The following is a 19,320-nucleotide window of genomic DNA, read 5'->3' as shown; positions in this document are numbered from 1 at the left end:
TTATGTATCGTCTACTTTTACTTTTGCTTTACTTTCAAGTTGCTAAATAAGGTCTGTCATACAATAAACCTTTTGCGGCACAATCGACACAGCCCGCATACCGAATTTTCGGCACGCGGGCTGTTGAGGTTAGGTATACAATTAAAATGGTGTTGAAAAAACGGCGAGTACAATCATAGCGAAGATGAATACGACTACAAAAGCCGCGACGATCAAAATCAATTCAACCGCCAAAGCTTTCCAAGCCGAAAATCCGTGCGCTTCGCCGATCGACTGAAGACTCACGATAAATAACCAAAGCCCCAAAGCCGCTTCAAGGATCAATAAGAAAGAAAGCCCTGCGGCGCGTATCGGTTCGGCATCCAATTGCGGCGTTGCCGAGGTAAACAACTCTTTGCCCGCAATCAATAATTCCGGAATCAAAAGTAACCCTAATAAAATGCTCGCCCGACTTGCGATTTGACCGATCACGACTTTCATATCATCTGTCGTACCTTCGCCGCCAAACCAACTTCCGACCCATCTGAGCAAAGGCGCTCCGATATAATAACCGGCTAGACCCGAGATCAACCCGGTAATCAAAATACGGAAAATCATACCGATTACCGAAGAATCATCGCCCCAATTACTACTGGAAGCGGTATTGAATGCACCGAATACAGCTGCGAGCAAAGCCAGTGGCAATGCGTTTTTCAAAGGTTCTGTTGATCGTAAAAACCACCGCGTCACTTGTCTTGGATGCACCCATAATTCTAACCACGGAGAACGTCCATCACGTTGATTGGGATCACCGCTTTCTTCGTCTCGCCAATTTAAGTCGTTTCGATCATTGTCGTTCAAAACCTCTTCATCCTTTCATTCTTCACACATTCGTTTTCTTTTTCGATCACGCTATTACAACAATCAACCAAAACACAAACAAAAAGAACAAAAGCGCGCCCAAAATCAGATAGATCAGAAAAGCTTTGCCGGCAGAAAAACGATGAACTTCCGCTGTAGCTTGCACAATCGATACGAATGCCCAAATATTAAACACAAATTGAACGATACCCAATCCAAAAATCAAAAAGAGTTGCAGTAGGCTTATACCTATTCCCTCCATGTTCGGAGCATAGTAGGAAAGCATCCGAAGGACAAAATTAGGCAACCAAAGTACGGAGATCATGATCGTAAACATCGCGTAGATCCGTCCAGTCAAAATCTGTAATTCTTTGACTGTTCCGACACCGCCTAGCCATCTCCCAACAACTTTGAGAACCCATGCTCCTAAATAATAGGTAAGCAGACCGATTACGACGCCGCCTACCAAAATATTTGCCGCGAGTCCTGCGCTATTAAATCCCCAAAAAATACTCCGGTTGACTGACGCATTCATCGCATTTAATACCCCTGCAATGAGCACAAGTATAAGTATATTTCGTTGCGAATCAGGCGCTGACAATAAATCTCGTGTCACTTTTCTTGGATATAGCCAGATGCCTACCCACGGAGATAGATTTCGCTGGGCATCAGGCACTCGCTCTTCATACTCAGGTTCAGGCGTGAAACCCGGTGGAGTATGGAGATAAGGATCGGCATCACGATAAGAGTTTGCTTTAGGATCTACATCTTTTGCATACGGATCTTGAAAAGGTTCGTAAAGTGGATCTGGAACCTCGTACAAAGGCTGTCGATCATCGGGAAACTTGTTTGGTTCAACAGGCTCATGCTTTTTTTGAAGATCAACAGATTGAAGCGGTTCAGCGTCTTCAATCTGGATGTTAGGTTGAACTGATTCTTCACGTTTCAATTTTTGTGATTCGTATTCGTGGCGTCTACGCTCGAACTCGTCGGATAGGGTTGGGTCCAAGCTTGAGTCCGCTCTACCTCCTTCGCCAAACAGACCCCCTTGCTCCGGTTCGGAACTACCTTGACCTCCTTTGCCTTTTTCCCCGTCTTTTCCGCTCATGTTATCCCACCGTTCTTTGTCCGATTTTGATTGGCTGCGCGCCGCTTCTTTGTGCTTCTGTATATTGAACGTATGACCGAAAGAGAACGTTACACGCTCCAATCAATTTATAATCCTAATTATAGGCATAAATTTTCGATTCGTAAGGACGCAAATGTGCAAGATCGGCATTTTCTTCTGGATAATTGCTGAGAATCAGCGTCGCTTGTTGATCTCCTGTATAGGATGACAAGTCAAAGTCTGTCGGTTCTGTCGAGAAATTATGCACGATCAGCCAAGTGTCTTCTCCGAGCGTTCGTGTGTACATATAAAGTTGCTCATGATCGGGCAGTAGCAATTCATAATCGCCGTACGTAAGAATCGGATATTGTTTACGCAGCGCAATCAACTTCTGGTAATAGCGAAATACGGAATCAGCATCGTCCAACTGTTGCTCCGCATTAATCTGTGTATAATTTGGATTTACGCCAATCCACGGGGTTCCGTTGGTAAACCCAGCATTTTCAGTAGCATCCCATTGTACAGGAGTCCGGGCGTTATCGCGTCCGCGTCTTTGAATCATCGAGAGAACTTGATCCGGATCGGCTTTTTTTTCAGTCACGCGTTCCACATACATATTTAGACTTTCGATATCTTTGTATTGGTCGATCGTATCGAATGCCACATTGGTCATCCCAAGTTCTTCGCCCTGATAAATATACGGGGTGCCTTTGAGCGTGTGCAGTAAGGTTCCTAAAAGCTTCGCAGATGGAATACGATATTCGCCGTCATGACCAAATCTCGATACCATACGCGGCTGATCGTGATTGTTCAGATATAGGCTGTTCCATCCTTTATCCGCCAATCCAATTTGCCATTTGTGCATCACTTCTTTCAATTGCGGAAGCGTCCACGGTACAATATCCCATTTACCGCCTTCACCTGCATCGACACGCATATGTTCGAATTGGAAAATCATCTGCAATTCTTTACGTTCTTCCGCGGTGTACTTTTTGGCTTCTTCTACTGTAACTCCCGGCATTTCCCCAACCGTCATCATGTCGTAATTCGACAATACTTCTTCGTTCATTTCACGCAAAAATTCATGAATACGCGGCCCGTCGACATAATACATACTGCCATCGGCAATTTCTTCTGTTCCATTAGAAGGCAATCCTTCTACTTTGGAAATCAGATTGATCACGTCCATTCGGAAGCCGTCTACGCCTTTATCCAGCCAAAATTTCATCATTTTATAAACGGCTTGACGGACTTTGGGATTTTCCCAATTCAAATCCGGCTGCTTTTTGGAAAATAGATGCAGATAATATTGCCCGCGTTCTTCGCTATATTCCCAGACATTCCCGCTGAAAAACGATTCCCAATTGTTCGGCAGACTTCCATCTGAATGGGCATCTCGCCAGATATAATAATCGCCGTATTCCCCGTCTGGATTATTTTTCGATTCAATAAACCACGGATGTTCATCCGACGTGTGATTGACGACTAGATCCATCATGAGCTTAATTCCGCGCTCATGCAGACCGGCAAGCAATTGCTCCCAATCGTGCATCGTTCCGAATTCGTCCATAATATCTTCGTAATCGCTAATATCGTAACCATTATCATCATTAGGCGATTTGTATACGGGAGATAACCAGATGACATCAACGCCTAATTCTTTGAGATAATCGAGTTTTTCAATAATGCCTTGAATATCGCCTACGCCGTCTCCATCGCTATCTTTGAAGCTGCGCGGATAAATCTGATACACCACGGCTTCTTTCCAAAATTCCCGTTTAACAGATGCTTCCGAATTCGAATACGTATTCATCTTAATCACTCCTTCTCACGAATGACGGTGCTGAAGACTTTCGCCCAATCGGCGAGCAAGCCCTTTCTTATCCCATTTACCCAGAAAGCGCCATCTTGAGCGAAACAAATCAGAAATACAACCTTCAGATTCAAACCAAAATAATGCTCTTTAAAAAGTAAAGTGAATTTTACGTAAAGCACCCTTTACAAATCGAAGATTGTTAAGTATACTTTACGTAAAGTTAAGTTTACAAAAACAAAAAGGAGAGTTGCTGTGCAAACGAAAATCCGTGAAAAGCGAACGCTGCAAGACATGACCCAAGAAGAGTTGTCGGAACGATTGAACGTCTCTCGGCAAACGATCATTTCTTTAGAAAAAGGCAAATACAAACCTTCGCTAGTCTTGGCACATAAGCTGTCGCAAATTTTCAACTGTCAAATCGAAGACCTATTTATATTCGAAGGAGATGAGAACATTGAATGAAATGATGATGCAAATGGCGGTTCCTATGAATCTCGGAGGATTAATCGGACTATTCGGAGGTCTGATCCTTGGACTTCTCGGCTGGGCTTTCGGTCGACATATGCAACGCAAAAATCGCGGCGTCGATGAACGCGCAGACATTATCACCACGCGCGCCAAATCATTCGGATGGAACATTTTGATTCCTGCAATTCTTCTAGCTTGGATTCTGATCCTTCTTTTCGAAGGAATCGGGCTCTCGTTCTTCGTCATGATGGCTCTTTTCGTCATCAGCCAAATCGCTTATATCTGCTCCGTTATCTATCATAACGGTCGTAACTAAAATTCTTAATTGTTAGATCGAAAAGAACGCTTCAAGAGAAATTTATTACGGTCGCGTGTTGAAATTGAGAAAATAGATTTAACTTTGGATAAGAGTTTTCTCAATTTCAAAGGCGAACACTATCGTTCCTTCATTAAATTTCTCTTTCCGCTATCCGCTTTGCTTATAATAAAATCTTTCTCAAAATATAAAGAAGCGGCTTCCGCTAATGGGAACCGCTTCTTTAATCTTTAATTTTTAATCACTTCCCCCTCTACAAAAAAGGAAGGGAAGATCTGATTCTTAAAGTGCGCCGAGCTTAGCGAAGGGGTTGCAGCGCCTCAATCTCGCAGCAACTCAAAAACTCAACGTAATCTATTCCTTCCGCCCCGCCGAATCTTCCCTCGCAAACGGCCACCAATTGGCTTTCCCAAACGTCTTCACCATCACCGGTACGAAGAACGGAAGCATGAACAGTGCGTAAATCACAAGCCCTGCCAATACGACGGTCGCAATTTGCATCATCGATAAGACGCCGGAAGGAATCATCGAAGCGAACGTTCCGCTCAAGATCAGAACCGCCGACAAAATAACGGTACCCATATTGCGCATCGCATGCACGATCGCTTCTTTTGGATCCAGATCGCGATGTTCGTTGAATCGATCCATCAAGAAGATACTGTAATCGACGCCGAGGGCAATCAACATCACGAATCCGAAGAACGGAGTCGTCCATGTAATACCGGAATATCCGAGCATATCTACGAAGATCACTTCGGTTACGCCGAGAGCGGCGTAATACGTCACGAATAACGACAACATCAGATACAGTGGCATGATGATCGAACGAAGCAGCAAAATCAAAATAATCAAAATGCCGCCCATCATCAAGTAAACCGTCCGACTATAATCGGCATTGGATACCGTCTGCAAATCGGCAAATGTACTGGTGACACCGCTGATCGCAACATCCGCTTGTTCAAGCGCTGTGCCTTTCGTACCGCGATCAACCGCAGCTCGAATATCATCGATCTTCGCTAACGCTTCGTTGCTGTATGGATTGTCCGATAGCACGACATCCAGCGTCATAATCTTGCGGTCTTTGGACATATACGTATCGAACACTTGTTGGAAATCTTCGTTTTCCAATGCTTCTTGCGGAATAAACCAACCGCCAAGTTCCGAATCCGAATTGTCTTGCAACTGCGTCAGATAATCTTGCGCGGATCCCAGACCGTCTCCAACTTGCTTCAGTCCATCGACACTTTGATTCAATCCATCGGTTAATTGTGTCAATTGACCCGATAAATCTTGGAATCCTTTGCTTAACTGTTCTTGTCCGTCTTGCAACTGATCCAGACCGTCTGTAAGACCAGGAACTTCTCCAACAATCTGCCCTTGGCCATCAGCAGCTTGATTCAGACCCGTCTGTAATTGCTGAATTCCTGCGATCAATTGATCAAATCCGCTACCCAGTTGTTTTTGACCCTCAATCGCTTGAGCGTACCCTTGGTTCGCTTGATTGATTCCGGTCGAAACTTGAGAGACTTGTCCTTGCAGTTGACCGAACGCATCGGCTAGAGCCGCTGTACCTTGACCCGTCTGCGTAACCGTTCCGCGAATCGTCAAATAATCTTGATCTTGCAGCAGCGCCGGGAACTTCTGCTCCAGACTACCGAAGTTGCTTTGCACGCTTGCCAGCGCACCGGACACCGTATTGAGTTGCTGCCCAATTTGATCCAACCCGCCGTTAAGCGAAGTAAGCCCGCTTCCGACTTGTTCATAACCCGCCAACAACTGCGTATGCGCATCGACAAGTTGCTGGCTAGCAACAGCTAGACGTTCCACACCCGCTTGCAGGTCTCCCGCGCCAGTTGCACCGGACCGAACACCGTCTTCGATCTGCTTAAGACCGTCGCCAAGCTGCGTGACTCCATTTTTCAAATCTTCGGTTCCGCTAATCAATTGCTCGGCACCTGAAGAAGCTTCTTGGATTTGCGGAGCATTATCGCTAAGCTGCTTACTTGCATCTGCTAACCCATCTTGGATTTTCGTCACGCCTTCGCTGGCATCGCCAAGACCTTTTTTGAGCGTTCCTGCTTGATCGGCAACGCTGAAATCTTTAATTTCTTCGCCCGTTGGGCGGCTGGCGCTGCGAACACTATCGACGCCGTCCACTTTCAATACTTCGCGGCTGATCCGCTCAGCAATCGCGACATATTCGGCATTGTCCATTTTTTGATCGTTTTTGATCACGACTTTTGCCGGCATCACTTGACCGGCGCCAAAGCTATCCGCAATAATGTTGAACCCTTGCACAGACTGATAATTGCCCGGAATTTCTTCCAGACTGTTGAATGAAAGCTTGCCGCTTGAAGTGAGCAAAAACGGTAGCGATACCGCGAGCACGATCAGCATCGCCGCCCACGGACGTTTCAATGAAAATGTACCTGCCCAGCCCCATAAACGGTTTTCGTTATGTCCGATCGCTTTACGCGAAGGCCAGAACATTTTTTGTCCCAATACCGCCATAAAGAACGGTACGATCGTAACCATCGCAATCAACATGACTGCGATTCCGACCGCGACTGCAACAGCGGAACGATATAGCATAAATTGAGATAATCCGATTGCTGCAAAGCCAACCAGAACGGCGATACCCGATACAATTACCGTGCGTCCAGCTGTCCGGTAAGTCTCGACGATCGCATCCCATTTACTTTCGCTACGTCCCATTTCTTCTTTGAAACGACTGATGAGCAAAATACAATAGTCTGTCCCGATCCCGAACATAACCGCAACCATAAAGATCTGCGTGAAGTTCGATAAGGGGAAATCAAATCGATCCACTAAGAAAGAAACAATACTTTGAGCTACGATATAACTAAGCCCTACGGTCAGAAGCGGAACGAACGGAGCAATAACCGAACGGAACACCAAGACCAAAATAAGCAAAATAAAGACGACCGTAATATACTCGGATTTTTTCAACCCTTCTTCCGAGCTTCGAACCGTATCTTCGTTAATCAAAGACTGCCCGGTCAAATAATGCTGGACTTCATAAGGCTCGATCGCCGCTTCCAGACCGCTTTGGACTTCCGCAGCTTCGCCTTCCGCGACTTCGGCTGTCAACGATACCAGAATCGTTTGCCCGTTTTTGGAGATCATCTGATCTTCCAGTTCCGATTGATCGAATGGACTTAGAATCGAAGTAATGTGTAGATTCGTTTTGTCTTTTTCAATCGCTTGTACCGCTTGTTTGGCTTGCTCTTTTTCCTTTGCTGTCAGACCGTCGGGATTATGGAACACAAGCGCGATCGTCGTCCCTTCCGCTCCGCCTTCTTGCTCAGCCAGTTCTTTCAAAATCGCCGATGCTTCTGTCGAACTATAACCTTCCGGAACCGAGATTCCGCCTTTTTCCCGTACTAGGTCGGACATCGAGGGCGCTGTCATAAACAATCCAACCGCCGCGACTAACCAGATGACCAGGATGAACCATCTGGCTTTTAAGATCGTTCTCATTTCTTCTCTCCGCCTCCATCTTCGATCACCAATTCGGCAAGTCTTTCAAACGCCGACATCACCATCGAAATTTCTTGTTCTTCAAAATGACTAAGGTACCCGCCAACGGCTTCCGAGATCCGTTGCTCCACTTGCTGGGCAATTTGTTGACCACTTTCGGTCAGTGACAAATATACGGTGCGTCGATCTTCTTCGCTGCGCGTTCGCTCGATCAGACCTCGGTCAACCAACCTCGTTACGATTGCAGTGATTGAACTTTTAACGACTTTGAATGTGTCTGCAAGTTCAGATGAAGTACGCGGTCCGTGCTGCATAATATGCTGCAACAGATAATATTGATCATTCGTGAGATCCAATGGCATTTGCCTGCGTACCACAGAACCCATCTCTCGTTCGATCGACAGCCACGAATCCAGAAATCGATCAATCAGCTTTTTCGTATCTTCTGGCGGACGCTCCTGGCTTTTGCGAAGCTGCTTCCCCATAATAAATCTCCTTTCTTATTAGTTCACCAATAAAATAGTTCTATAGTGAAACTATTCATTAATGAAACTATAAAACGTCTGAAGGCTCTTGTCAAATTTTGATCGATTTCGTAAAAACAGCACAAAAAAGCCTTTCCCAATAAGAGAAAGGCTTCCTCATAAAACTATTCTTCTTCGTCTGCTTCATAGAAGCAGCGGAAACGCTCCAACCCAGATGGGCTAATTCCCAGACTCATCACCGAAAATCCGACACTGCGATAAAAGTCTACCGCTTCTTCATCCGTTTCAACAAATACACGCTCTGGGCGTTCTTGCACCATCAGATCAAGCAGCATCCCGCGTCCATAACCCAAACCGCGGCTTCCAGGATCAACAGCAAGATGCGTAATCGTTAATTCTTTGTCTCCGCTCGGTCGAAATCCGATAACTCCGATCATCTCGCCTTGTTCGATATAGCCCATCAATTCCGCTTGATCATTTTGCTCATAAAACGCAAGAGCTTGCTCGATCTGTTCAGGATCGGGAAATACCGAATATTCTAATAAATTTGCAACTTTGGGATTGCGTACTTGTTTTGTGACTGACTCTAACATACGATCTTTTTCCTCCTTGTGGGCTCAAGCGAACTTTTGCAGTTCGCTGCAAGCCGCTTCGTACACTTCATGTAATCGAGGCAACATTTTTTCGACTTGAGAAATCTGTCCTTCTTTCAAACGATACTCCACTTCTCCAAGCAATTCGGAAAAGTAATCGACACCCAGACTCAAGCTCCCCGATTTCAAGCGATGCGCCATACGCAGCGCTTGCCCAATCTCACCGTCATGAATCAACTGCTTCAATTCAAGAAGTTGTTGTGGCGTTTCTTGTTCATATAAATCGACTAACGAGCGGAAAATTTCCGGTTCTTCGCCTTCATCCAAACCGATAAGCTCTTGGATCACACCGGAATTCAACAACTTTTGCGAAAAATTCGGTAGCCATTTTTGCAAGATATGTTCTAGGGTCTCTATATTGAGTGGCTTGGATAAAAAATCGTTCATTCCCGCCGCAAGGCAAGCTTCTCGTTCAGCGTCAGTTCCTTCGCCAGTCAACGCGATAATCGGTATCGCTTGGCGCATCTGAATACGCTCCAGTTCACGAATTTGGCGCGCTGCTTCGGTTCCATCCATGATCGGCATTTGTTTGTCCATCAAAATTAACGCATACGAACCACGTTCGACAGCAAGCACGGCTTCTTGTCCGTTTTCGACGACTTTAACCGATTTCAGACCCAGTTTTTTGAACTGCATGGCAATCACTTTAGCATTAATCGCATGATCTTCAGCAACCAAGATGGGTAGATCCAAAGGATAAGAAGATTGTTCGGCTACCGGATGAAGCGAAGGTTGAATGTCTTTGGCAACTTCGACTTGCGGCAAGTTTAATTCAAACCAGAATGTCGATCCGCAATTTTCCCGGCTGGATACTCCAATCTTGCCTTGCATCGAATCGACCAACGATTTGCAGATCATCAACCCAAGACCTGTGCCTTCTTTGGCTTTACCGGCTGTAGTCTGCGCATAAGATTTAAATAACGTCTCCATATTCAGCTCCGAAATGCCAATACCGCTATCTTGGATTTCAAAACGAATCTGATCTGAACGACTTTCTAATTGAGAGACAACGATTTGAAGTTTCCCGTTTTCAGTAAACGTATTCGCATTATTAATTAAATTGATTAAAATCTGCCGAATTCGAGTTGGATCGCCGCTTAACATCGATGCAATCGAAGATTCGACCTGGACTTCGATCGTATTGTTTTTGGCGGATGCTTTAGGCTCAAGTAGTTGAACCACGTGAGAAATCACTGTGCGCAGATCAAACGGCTTTTCTTCAATCGTTAATGCTCCTGCTTCACTTTTAGATAAATCAAGCAAATCATTGACCATTCCGAGCAATTCGGAAGCTGATTCTTCAACTAACGCTGTCCACTTTTGCTGTTCTTCTTTCAGTGAACTGTGACGCAGTAATTCTGTCATGCCTAAAATCCCATTCATCGGCGTCCGAAACTCATGACTAATCATCGCTAAAAAGTGACTTTTCGATTCATTAGCTTGCTGGGCTTCGGTTACCGCTTTTTCCAACTCTGCATGACTTTTCGCCAATTGTCGTTGAAGAGTGACCAATTCATTATTCATCGATGAAAATTCGTTCAGAATCTTTTCTTCTTTCATTTGTCCGCGCACGATCCGGTCGTTGAGGTTCTCAATGATCGCGTTTAGACGTTCGATCTCGTTTTTTTCCTCAGCTTCCAAATTCATGCCCTCCTTCAGCCACCCCATCCGACCGGCGTCTTGAATGAGATGTTTCTTCTTGACGTTCAGCTTTGCTTTCAGCGATCAGCCGATCTGCTTCCAATAGCGCAGAAGTCGCATCTGGCGCAGAACCGTCTGCACCTACCTGTCTCCAAAGCGAAGAATCTACATTAAAAGGAAGACCTCCGACCAAGACTTTAACTTGAGCCGTTCGTTCATCTGCACGCAGTACCGCAATGAGTTTCTTCATTTACGCTAATCTGCTGAGTTTGCCACAGTAACCCTACTTCATATTGCGAAGCTTGGAAAATATATTGATAAATATCTTCAACTTTCTCGCCGCGCTCCACTAACGTATCGATCAAAGCATACGCTTCGGTGCGGTCACTGCGAAGAAGAGCATCCAAATACAATCTGGCTTCTTTCCCCAGTCGGTATTGCTCCGAAATAAACGAAGGCGTCTGCGCGGGTTCTCGGGTTCGAGTGATCCCCAGTTCCAAAATTTCTATAGCGCGATCTGTCCATTCCTGATGCTCTTCCGATTGGATATGCTGCAAAACCAATTCCAATTTGAGCCGAATATCGGCATCGGTCAATCCGTAACCCGCCAATAATTGCTTCAACCATCCTATATAGTGAACGAACAGCAAAGGGCTGTCCATTTGCAGACTTTCTGCCAAATAGTGCAGGGTGTATACGGTATCTCGCTTTGACTTTTCAAAGCCCGCTTTTCCATACCGTTCAAACAAATTCGGTTCCATTTTATAATGAGCTTCTGTAACTGTTAACGCCCATGTATCGATCTCTGTAAAAAAGGTGGGCTTTTCGGAAATACTCATAAGATCCACCTTCTTTGTTCACGCAAAAATCGAGGTTGCTCTGCTATTCTCAAGATGTTCATTTACGCTCTCCTCCTCTGCGTCGCGCTGCCGATGACCCTTTATCGTCTAGGTTCATCTTCCCACACTAGGCATAGATACGCAAATAAGCTCCCAAAATATGATCGATTTATTTGGTAATAATATCGATTGTACCGTCTTCGCGACCTACAATAACCGTATGCGCCAAGTCGACAAACAACCCATTTTCAACGACACCCGGGATATTGTTCAGACGCGTATGTAACGATGTAGGATCAGTTATCGACGAATCGTAGCAATCCGCAATGTAATTCCCATTATCCGTTACATAATAGTCTTCTTCCTTCATACGCAGCTTTGGATTTAACTGTAACGCTTTCAGAGCATCCAATGTCCATTCATAAGCAAAAGGAACAATCTCTACAGGTAACGGAAATTTGCCAAGCGTATCAACCAATTTGTCCTCGCCAATGATCACGAACATTTTTTCACTGCGCGAGGCTACGATTTTTTCCCGCAATAAGGCACCGCCGCCCCCTTTAATCAATTGAAGTTGACCGTCTACCTCATCGGCACCGTCAATCGTAATATCAATCTTCCCCACTTGTGCAAAAGGAACGATCGTAATCCCCAGTCCCAAAGCTTGTTCTTCTGAACGCTTAGATGTCGCAACGGCAACGATCGACAACCCTTCCTGTACGCGCTGCCCTAATTTTTCGATCGCAAAATAAGCGGTTGAACCCGTTCCAAGACCAATAACCATACCATCTTTCACCGATTCTACCGCTCGTTCAGCTGCTAGTTTTTTGATATTCATTTCCCCACTCCGTTCTACTCCGCATTTAAAAGCTGTTCTTCATTTATTTTAGGCAAATCTTTTTTGTAAAACAATCTTTTTATTATGATCCAAGCGCTTGTCTGCTACGTTATAGAGATAGTTGCATAAAATGTCGAAAATAATCGTTATTTGAAAAATAATTAGTTTTTTTACAATTCTACTATTCACTCACTTGTCTCGCTAACCGATAAACAACGTAGCGAATAAAGTCGAAAAATGTCAAAAGAAAGCAGGAGATTCCAATGTTTCGACAAAAAAAGGGTAAAAAATTGTTTGTATCCATCTTTTCCGTTTTTTGTATCATTTTTGCTTGTCTCACTTATTCCTCGTTCAATCGCGCTGAAAATGTCGAAAAAATAACTCATCCTAAACCTGTATTCGACGTTTTCGTCAAATATGCTTGCCGAGATGGCGAGCAGCTTGCCTTAAGCGTTACTCACGATCTGCAATACCATATTTACTGGGATATGAATATGATCTCGCTACGTACCAATGAAGCAGGCTTGGCTAAATTACATGCTAGCGATGCAATCCAATCGGTCGAGTTGAGTCGTAATTATAAAGGCGTCGCTCAAAGCGTAACTTCTACAGCGTCGTTGTCAGATGACTCATCGTCAGCTGGATCTTCGGCCTCCAAAATCAAACAAGCTTCTTGGGGCTACGATGCAATCGATACTAGCGAAGCTCAAAAATCGGGTTATACCGGCAAAGGAGTCAAAATCGCAGTTTTGGATACCGGCATTTCGGATCAATCAGGGCTGAAAATTAGCGGAGGCACTTCGACAATCGAAGGCGTCCCTTCATATAATGATGACAACGGTCATGGTACGGCGGTGGCTGGCATCATCGGCGCGACAAGCAAAGCTTATAAAGGAATCGCACCTGATGCGTCTGTATACGCAGTCAAAGTGATGGACAAAGACGGTAACGGTTCGACACAATCTTTAGCCGAAGGAATAGATTGGGCGATTCGTCAAAATATGGACATCATCAATATGTCGTTATCGTTCCCTGAGCAATCGAGTGCGATACAAGATTTGCTGCAAAAAGCTACCGATCAAGGAATCACAGTGATCGTGGCAGCGGGCAATGCAGGCAACGCAGAAGGAACTGGCGATACGATCGCTTTCCCGGCTAAATTGCCGGAAGTGATTACCGTTGCCGCTATCGACTCCAATCTGAAACGCGCTGATTTCTCGGGTACGGGTTCTGAAGTCGAATTGTCCGCTCCCGGTGTAGGCATTATCAGCACGAGCGTATCGGGTAAATACAAAATCAATAACGGTACTTCGATGGCAACTCCTTTTGTAAGTGGAATGGTTGCCGATCTCAAGCAAGCTTATCCAAATATTAGCGCAGCTGAACTTCGTACTTCTTTGCAACAAAGTGCTATTGATCTTGGAGACAAAGGTCGTGATCCTTTGTACGGCTACGGATTGGTTTCATTCAACCGTCTACTCGGTAACGGTTCTGTTATTCAGACACCTGCTGCGCCAAAAGTTGCTCCGGCACGCGATGCTTCTTCCGATACTTTCGCTTCGCAGAACCTGAACAAAAATTCGAAAAAATCAAACGCATCGAATCAAAAATCTTCGGCTGCCAATCGTTCATTCCGTTAAAATCGCGAAAGCGATGTTCATATAAAAAGGCTTCGATCGCTGGATATCCAGCAATCGAAGCCTTTTGTGCATGTTAAGGAACTTGTTAGACCCAGCCTAGCCGCTTTTTCAACGTTGTAATCTGCGCCGTGTGATGTTGCCCATGCCATACGTAATGCGAAGTCTGTGTATCCAGACGCGTCCAAGACTGTGACTCCGGATGGAAAAAGGTTCGTCCCCATTGTTCGTTCGTCAAAGATTCAAGCGCAAACGTCCAGCGCATATGCAGACCGCGCAAGATGAGTAGCGAAGATCCGACAGACATTCCGAAAGCATCGGGTTGTTTCGCCCAGTCTCCTTCTTCGTACGGCTTGATCGTCGGTTGATCTTCGGTTAACGTCAGCTTCAAGCGCATATAAGCATTCATATGGCTATCGGCAAGGTGATGGACCACTTGTCTAACCGTCCACCCGCCATCGCGGTAAGGCGTATTCAGTTGGTCTTCGTCTAACCCTTCGATCGCTTCTTCCAAATGATCCGGTAGGCGACGAAGATGTTCGATCCACTCTTCACGCTCTTGCGGCGTAGATTGAAGCGCATCGTTGTAGCGTCCGATCGGATACCGCAGATGTTCGTCTGTTTGATTACCTGTATTCGTTTCGGTCATTCGGGAAGCCTCCTCGTCGGCGAGCAGTCGCGTTTAGATCATTTTTTTCGGATCGACATAACGATCAAATTCTTCTTCCGTAAGCAATCCCGTAGACAAAGCGGCTTCTTTGAGCGATGTGCCTTCGGCATGTGCTTTTTTAGCGATTTTCGCTGCGTTCTCATATCCGATATGCGGGTTGAGCGAAGTCACGAGCATCAGCGAATTTTTCAAGTTATGATCAATCTTATCCAGATTCGCTTCGATGCCTACCGCGCATTTGTCGTTGAATGCGATCATGGAATCTGCCAACAGATTCACGGACTGCAAGAAGTTATAGATCAAGACAGGTTTGAATACATTCAATTCAAAGTTGCCTTGGCTTGCCGCAAATCCGATCGTTGTATCGTTGCCGAATACTTGCGCCACAACCATCGTGATCGCTTCCGGCTGCGTCGGATTGACTTTACCCGGCATGATCGAGCTGCCTGGCTCGTTTTCTGGGATACGAATCTCGCCAAGACCGCTGCGCGGTCCACTTGCGAGCCAACGCACATCGTTGGCAATCTTCATCAGGTCGGCTGCAAGCCCTTTGATGGCTCCGTGCGTGTATACCGCTTCGTCGTGACTTGTAAGCGCGTGGAATTTATTTTTTGCCGATGTGAATTTAGCTTGCGTGAATTGCGAAATGTATGCCGCAACGCGGTCGCCAAATTCAGGATGTGCATTGATGCCTGTACCGACCGCCGTGCCGCCGATCGCAAGCTCTTTCATATGCTGAACACTTTCTTTGATCATTGTGCCGCTTTTTTCCAGCATCGCAGACCAACCGCTAACTTCTTGACCGAGCGTAAGCGGCGTCGCGTCTTGCAGATGGGTACGACCGATTTTGATGATATCTTTGAATGCTTCGACTTTTTCATCGAAAGTGGCTTTGAGCACTCCGATTGCAGGAAGCAATTTGTCTTCGACCGCGATTACGCCTGCTACGTGCAGCGCTGTAGGGAACGTATCGTTCGAACTTTGCGACATATTCACATCATCGTTTGGATGGAGACGCTCGTCTGTCACGCCTTTGGCTTCGAGCAATTGATTGCCCCGGTATGCGATGACTTCATTCACATTCATATTGGACTGCGTGCCGCTACCCGTCTGCCATACGACCAAAGGAAAATGTTCGTCCAGCAAGCCTTCGAGAATTTCGTCGGCAGCTTGAGCGATCGCTCCGGCTTTATGTTCCGACAATTTCCCCAAGTCATGGTTAGCAAGTGCCGCAGATTTTTTCAAAATAGCAAAAGCACGAATCACTTCGGAAGGCATATGTTCTTGACCGATCGGAAAATTCTCTTTACTGCGCTGCGTTTGCGCACCCCACATTTTATCTGTAGGTACCTTCATTTCTCCAAGCGTGTCTTTTTCAATGCGATAATCCAAAATCCGTCTCCTCCTTTAATGCGATCACAAAATAGTTGCATCGTGGAATCCAGATCATCATCGACCTATGTATATCCAACATGCAGGTTCTCACTCTGATTGTAATTGTAGCGTTTTCAACAGTCAAAAAGATAGCTTTCCAAGCAACATTTTTTGTGAATTTAAAATTTCGTTGCTTCATTCTTTGATCGACTTGTATAATCGACCTCAATATCTATGTACGAAAAAGAAAATTACCGCGTACGTTCCGACAATAATTTGACCAACTGAGTCAGCTTAGAGATTTCATAAGTCGGCTTGATATCGCTTGTATTCGTGAATTCATTGGGGTTATACCAACAGGTGTCGATTCCGTACTGATGCCCTCCTCGAATATCCGAAGATAACGAATCGCCAACAATCAGCACTTCGGATTTGTCGGTGCATCCGATCTTTTCCATCGCGTAATCGAAAATTTGAGGTGCCGGTTTTGCAAACCCAACGTCATCCGAGACGATAATATGATCAAAGTGATTATGAAGTGCCGAGCCTAAAATTCGAGAAAATTGCACATCGCGAATTCCGTTCGTAATAATAGACAGCTGGAACTTGGATTTCAATTGATCGCATACAGCCAAAGCATCCGGTGTCAAAAACGAGCCTGCCGCAAAATGCCGCAAATACAGGTCTCCGAATACTTTTGCATCGTGATCCATTTTCAATTGTTGAAATAGTCGATAAAATCGTTCGCTACGAAGCTGCGTTTGCGTGACTTTATTTTGTTCATAATCCAGCCATAACGCTCGATTGATGATCGTATACTGTTCATAAGATTGTTCAAAGTCTAATCCAAGTTGAGATTCTAACAATGCGGCAGCGAAAGCTTCACGCTCAGAGCGTTGGAAATCCAATAAGGTATCGTCTGCGTCAAATAAAATATACCGGTAAGTTTTCAAGTCGTAGTTTCCCCTTGTTCATCTAATTGTTCCGGTGTTTCTGGTAAGCACCATTGAATCTCCGGCAAGCCGTTTTGCGTTAAAAACTGATTTGTTTTTGAAAAAGGACGGCTACCGAAAAATCCGCGATCTGCCGAACGTGGGCTAGGATGCGCCGATTTGATTATCAGATGCCGATCGGTGTTGATAAACGAACCTTTTTCTTGCGCACTGCGCCCCCATAAAATAAAGACGACCGGCGTTTCTCGTTCATTGATTGCGGCAATCGCGGCGTCGGTAAATATCTCCCAGCCTAACCCTTGATGCGAAGCCGCGGCGCCCCGGCGCACGGTAAGTACGTTATTAAGCATGAGCACGCCTTGTTTTGCCCAATGTTCCAAAAACCCATGCTTTACAGGCGGACATCCCAGATCGTCTTGTAACTCACGATAAATATTTTCTAATGAAGGCGGCACAGAAATTCCGGGTTGAACCGAAAAGCTTAATCCATGCGCTTGATTCGGTCCATGATACGGATCTTGCCCCAAGATCACTACGCGGGTATCTGCAAAAGAAGTCAAATGAAACGCACTAAAAATCCGGTACATATCGGGGTAAACAGTACGTGAACGATATTCATCGGCAAGTTTACTTCGCAATTCCGTATAATAAGGCTTTTCCATTTCAGGATGTAAAACTTCTGCCCAATCATTGGTGAAAATCGCTTTCTTCATGATTCCAGTCCTTTCTCAATCTTCTTCAATTACCGTTCCACCGCAATAATCGCACTGCGCAGAAGTTCCGGCTCGAATCGTTTTGCGGCGACCGCAAGAACGGCAGACGGCTGTCACCAACTCGGCACGTTCTTTTTTCCGGCGTTGTGTTTGTGTTCGATACACATCCGGTTGCGGCTCAGGCGAAGGCTTTTCTAACGAAATCGGATTGCCTTCTTTATCGAAATTATATTCCATATACGTAGGCGCTCCGTCTTCACTTGGATTTTCGACTAATATCCGTTGATTTTTTCGTGATTTGGAACGACGAAGCAACCATCTTCCAAGCCAAGCAAATAGTCCTCCTGGTAAAAAGAAAAAGATTAAATAAGAGATTGCGATTACAGGAAGCGGATACTCTTTAGACAAAGAAGAACCCGCAAAAAAGAAGCCTACACCTATCCAGTATAACCCAAGTGCGATCAGTAAAATGCCGATTACCCTCATTTTTCTCTCTCCTTTTTCAACCTACTTACTTTACATATACACAAAAAAAACGATACCCAACGCTAAAAGCAGCTTGGAGTATCGTTCTTTCTTAACCTTTTTATGATCCAACCACCAAAACCGCACGATTTCCAAATGGATCAAATGCCGAAGCCCCTTCAGGCGTATTCGTAATTTCGACTCCAATCTGAATCAAGGCATCCAATGCTAACTTCAATTGCTCCACATTCGGATATACGATCGTGAAGTATCGTAGACCGACCGCGTTACTTGGAGCTGCCGGAGCCCCTACGCCCGCCCACGTATTCAATCCCATATGGTGATGATAACCGCCAGCCGATACGAATAATGCGGCGTTACCGAAATGAGAGACAATATCGAAGCCAAGCCCGTCTACATAAAACTTCCGTGCATCCGGCAAATTACCGATATGCAGATGGACGTGACCGATAACCGTACCTTGCGGCATGCCTGTCCAATCTTCCGCTAAACTTAAGAGCGAGTCTACATCGACCGGGTCAGTCGCCATCTTGTACTCGCCACTTTCGTCTTTTTGCCACTGTGAGCGAGGACGATCGGCATAGATTTCTATTCCGTTACCGTCTGGATCGTTCAGATAAAAGGCTTCGCTTACCAAATGGTCGCCTTGACCGAGACTTGTTCCCGTTTGTGCGATATGCAAAATAGTCGTTGCCAACGATTTGCGATCTGGCATCAAAATCGCGAAATGATACAGACCTGTGACCGATTGCGGACGCATGATTTGTGCATCTGCGACTTCTTCGATTCCGAGCAATACGCCGCTTCCTGCTACACCGAATTCCGCTGTTGTGTCAGTCTGATTCAATAACTGAAGCCCAATCAATTGCGTATAAAAGTCTACCGAACGTTGAAGCTGACTGACCTTCAATTGTACACGTCCCATATGGGCATCAGGGTGAATATGATAATTAGTCATTGTATAACCTCCAAAAGTTTAGTT

At 45.4% G+C, this 19,320-nt stretch carries 19 protein-coding genes; 3 read left to right on the top strand and 16 right to left on the bottom strand.

From position 1 onward, the window contains the following. Positions 1–141: 141 nt before the first annotated feature. Genes NOM90_RS09750 through NOM90_RS09740 form a run of 3 tightly spaced genes read right to left on the bottom strand, consistent with a single transcriptional unit; the run spans position 142 to position 3,761 of the window. Positions 142–840, bottom strand: a complete 699-nt coding sequence (locus NOM90_RS09750; protein ID WP_255941620.1) for a YIP1 family protein — start codon at positions 838–840, stop codon at positions 142–144. A gap of 46 nt (positions 841–886) precedes the next feature. After that, a complete protein-coding gene (locus NOM90_RS09745) occupies positions 887–2,050 on the bottom strand; it encodes a Yip1 family protein (RefSeq protein WP_255941618.1) in 1,164 nt (387 codons plus the stop codon). A gap of 13 nt (positions 2,051–2,063) precedes the next feature. Then, the gene (locus NOM90_RS09740; RefSeq protein WP_255941617.1) at positions 2,064–3,761 is read right to left on the bottom strand and encodes a glycoside hydrolase family 13 protein; all 1,698 of its coding nucleotides are present in this window, start codon (positions 3,759–3,761) and stop codon (positions 2,064–2,066) included. Between the two features lie 255 nt (positions 3,762–4,016). On the opposite strand from NOM90_RS09740, the gene NOM90_RS09735 reads away from it, so the two are divergent. Then, positions 4,017–4,226 (top strand): helix-turn-helix transcriptional regulator, encoded by a 210-nt coding sequence (locus NOM90_RS09735; protein WP_255941615.1) that lies wholly within the window; start codon positions 4,017–4,019, stop codon positions 4,224–4,226. Continuing rightward, positions 4,219–4,548 carry a hypothetical protein gene (locus NOM90_RS09730; RefSeq protein WP_255941613.1) on the top strand — a complete coding sequence of 110 codons (330 nt, stop codon included), beginning with the start codon at positions 4,219–4,221 and terminating at the stop codon, positions 4,546–4,548. Before NOM90_RS09735 ends, NOM90_RS09730 begins: the two co-directional genes overlap by 8 nt. A gap of 354 nt (positions 4,549–4,902) precedes the next feature. On the opposite strand, the gene NOM90_RS09725 is transcribed toward NOM90_RS09730, so the two are convergent. From NOM90_RS09725 to rpiA, 7 genes are all read right to left on the bottom strand, one after another. After that, on the bottom strand, positions 4,903–8,049 hold the full coding sequence (locus NOM90_RS09725) for an MMPL family transporter (protein ID WP_255941612.1): 3,147 nt from the start codon (positions 8,047–8,049) through the stop codon (positions 4,903–4,905). Continuing rightward, a complete protein-coding gene (locus NOM90_RS09720) occupies positions 8,046–8,534 on the bottom strand; it encodes a MarR family winged helix-turn-helix transcriptional regulator (RefSeq protein WP_255941611.1) in 489 nt (162 codons plus the stop codon). Before NOM90_RS09720 ends, NOM90_RS09725 begins: the two co-directional genes overlap by 4 nt. A 164-nt stretch (positions 8,535–8,698) precedes the next feature. Beyond that, on the bottom strand, positions 8,699–9,127 hold the full coding sequence (locus NOM90_RS09715) for a GNAT family N-acetyltransferase (RefSeq protein WP_255941610.1): 429 nt from the start codon (positions 9,125–9,127) through the stop codon (positions 8,699–8,701). A gap of 24 nt (positions 9,128–9,151) precedes the next feature. Further along, complete coding sequence (locus NOM90_RS09710) at positions 9,152–10,828, bottom strand: ATP-binding protein (RefSeq protein ID WP_255941609.1); 1,677 nt, start codon at positions 10,826–10,828, stop codon at positions 9,152–9,154. Continuing rightward, a complete protein-coding gene (locus tag NOM90_RS09705; RefSeq protein WP_255941608.1) occupies positions 10,818–11,078 on the bottom strand; it encodes a hypothetical protein in 261 nt (86 codons plus the stop codon). Before NOM90_RS09705 ends, NOM90_RS09710 begins: the two co-directional genes overlap by 11 nt. Further along, positions 11,044–11,667 (bottom strand): B12-binding domain-containing protein, encoded by a 624-nt coding sequence (locus tag NOM90_RS09700; RefSeq protein WP_255941607.1) that lies wholly within the window; start codon positions 11,665–11,667, stop codon positions 11,044–11,046. The genes NOM90_RS09705 and NOM90_RS09700 overlap by 35 nt, the downstream gene beginning before the upstream one ends. Positions 11,668–11,836: 169 nt before the next feature. Further along, positions 11,837–12,505: a ribose-5-phosphate isomerase RpiA gene (gene rpiA / locus NOM90_RS09695; protein WP_255941606.1), complete on the bottom strand. Its 669-nt coding sequence runs from the start codon at positions 12,503–12,505 to the stop codon at positions 11,837–11,839. A 263-nt stretch (positions 12,506–12,768) separates the two neighbouring features. Here rpiA and NOM90_RS09690 point away from each other — a divergent pair, with 263 nt between their 5' ends. Beyond that, a complete protein-coding gene (locus NOM90_RS09690) occupies positions 12,769–14,145 on the top strand; it encodes a S8 family peptidase (protein ID WP_255941605.1) in 1,377 nt (458 codons plus the stop codon). Positions 14,146–14,230: 85 nt separating this feature from the next. Here NOM90_RS09690 and NOM90_RS09685 read toward each other — a convergent pair whose 3' ends face one another. From NOM90_RS09685 to NOM90_RS09660, 6 genes are all read right to left on the bottom strand, one after another. Continuing rightward, entirely contained in the window at positions 14,231–14,791 is a 561-nt protein-coding gene (locus tag NOM90_RS09685) for a YfiT family bacillithiol transferase (protein WP_255941604.1), read from the bottom strand. A gap of 33 nt (positions 14,792–14,824) precedes the next feature. Beyond that, positions 14,825–16,204 carry a class II fumarate hydratase gene (gene fumC, locus NOM90_RS09680; RefSeq protein ID WP_255941603.1) on the bottom strand — a complete coding sequence of 460 codons (1,380 nt, stop codon included), beginning with the start codon at positions 16,202–16,204 and terminating at the stop codon, positions 14,825–14,827. A 233-nt stretch (positions 16,205–16,437) separates the two neighbouring features. Beyond that, positions 16,438–17,139, bottom strand: a complete 702-nt coding sequence (locus NOM90_RS09675) for a YjjG family noncanonical pyrimidine nucleotidase (RefSeq protein WP_255941602.1) — start codon at positions 17,137–17,139, stop codon at positions 16,438–16,440. Next, positions 17,136–17,852, bottom strand: a complete 717-nt coding sequence (locus NOM90_RS09670; protein ID WP_255941600.1) for a uracil-DNA glycosylase — start codon at positions 17,850–17,852, stop codon at positions 17,136–17,138. Before NOM90_RS09670 ends, NOM90_RS09675 begins: the two co-directional genes overlap by 4 nt. A gap of 15 nt (positions 17,853–17,867) precedes the next feature. Continuing rightward, positions 17,868–18,338, bottom strand: a complete 471-nt coding sequence (locus tag NOM90_RS09665) for a hypothetical protein (protein WP_255941599.1) — start codon at positions 18,336–18,338, stop codon at positions 17,868–17,870. A gap of 100 nt (positions 18,339–18,438) precedes the next feature. Beyond that, positions 18,439–19,296: a VOC family protein gene (locus tag NOM90_RS09660; RefSeq protein ID WP_255941598.1), complete on the bottom strand. Its 858-nt coding sequence runs from the start codon at positions 19,294–19,296 to the stop codon at positions 18,439–18,441. Positions 19,297–19,320 lie beyond the last annotated feature (24 nt).

Origin of the sequence: Saccharibacillus sp. JS10, from assembly GCF_024436065.1 — a bacterium.
Classification (GTDB): domain Bacteria; phylum Bacillota; class Bacilli; order Paenibacillales; family Paenibacillaceae; genus Saccharibacillus.
The sequence above is the reverse complement of the archived record's forward strand: the minus strand, read 5'-3'. Positions and strand labels throughout refer to the sequence as shown.

Coding starts and splice junctions, on each gene's coding strand:
- NOM90_RS09705 (WP_255941608.1), bottom strand. CDS start 11,078: ATGAAGAAACTCATTGCGGTACTGCGTGCAGATGAACGAACGGCTCAA.
- NOM90_RS09720 (WP_255941611.1), bottom strand. CDS start 8,534: ATGGGGAAGCAGCTTCGCAAAAGCCAGGAGCGTCCGCCAGAAGATACG.
- NOM90_RS09685 (WP_255941604.1), bottom strand. CDS start 14,791: ATGACCGAAACGAATACAGGTAATCAAACAGACGAACATCTGCGGTAT.
- NOM90_RS09690 (WP_255941605.1), top strand. CDS start 12,769: ATGTTTCGACAAAAAAAGGGTAAAAAATTGTTTGTATCCATCTTTTCC.
- NOM90_RS09665 (WP_255941599.1), bottom strand. CDS start 18,338: ATGAGGGTAATCGGCATTTTACTGATCGCACTTGGGTTATACTGGATA.
- NOM90_RS09700 (WP_255941607.1), bottom strand. CDS start 11,667: ATGAGTATTTCCGAAAAGCCCACCTTTTTTACAGAGATCGATACATGG.
- NOM90_RS09725 (WP_255941612.1), bottom strand. CDS start 8,049: ATGAGAACGATCTTAAAAGCCAGATGGTTCATCCTGGTCATCTGGTTA.
- NOM90_RS09670 (WP_255941600.1), bottom strand. CDS start 17,852: ATGAAGAAAGCGATTTTCACCAATGATTGGGCAGAAGTTTTACATCCT.
- NOM90_RS09660 (WP_255941598.1), bottom strand. CDS start 19,296: ATGACTAATTATCATATTCACCCTGATGCCCATATGGGACGTGTACAA.
- NOM90_RS09740 (WP_255941617.1), bottom strand. CDS start 3,761: ATGAATACGTATTCGAATTCGGAAGCATCTGTTAAACGGGAATTTTGG.
- NOM90_RS09715 (WP_255941610.1), bottom strand. CDS start 9,127: ATGTTAGAGTCAGTCACAAAACAAGTACGCAATCCCAAAGTTGCAAAT.
- rpiA (WP_255941606.1), bottom strand. CDS start 12,505: ATGAATATCAAAAAACTAGCAGCTGAACGAGCGGTAGAATCGGTGAAA.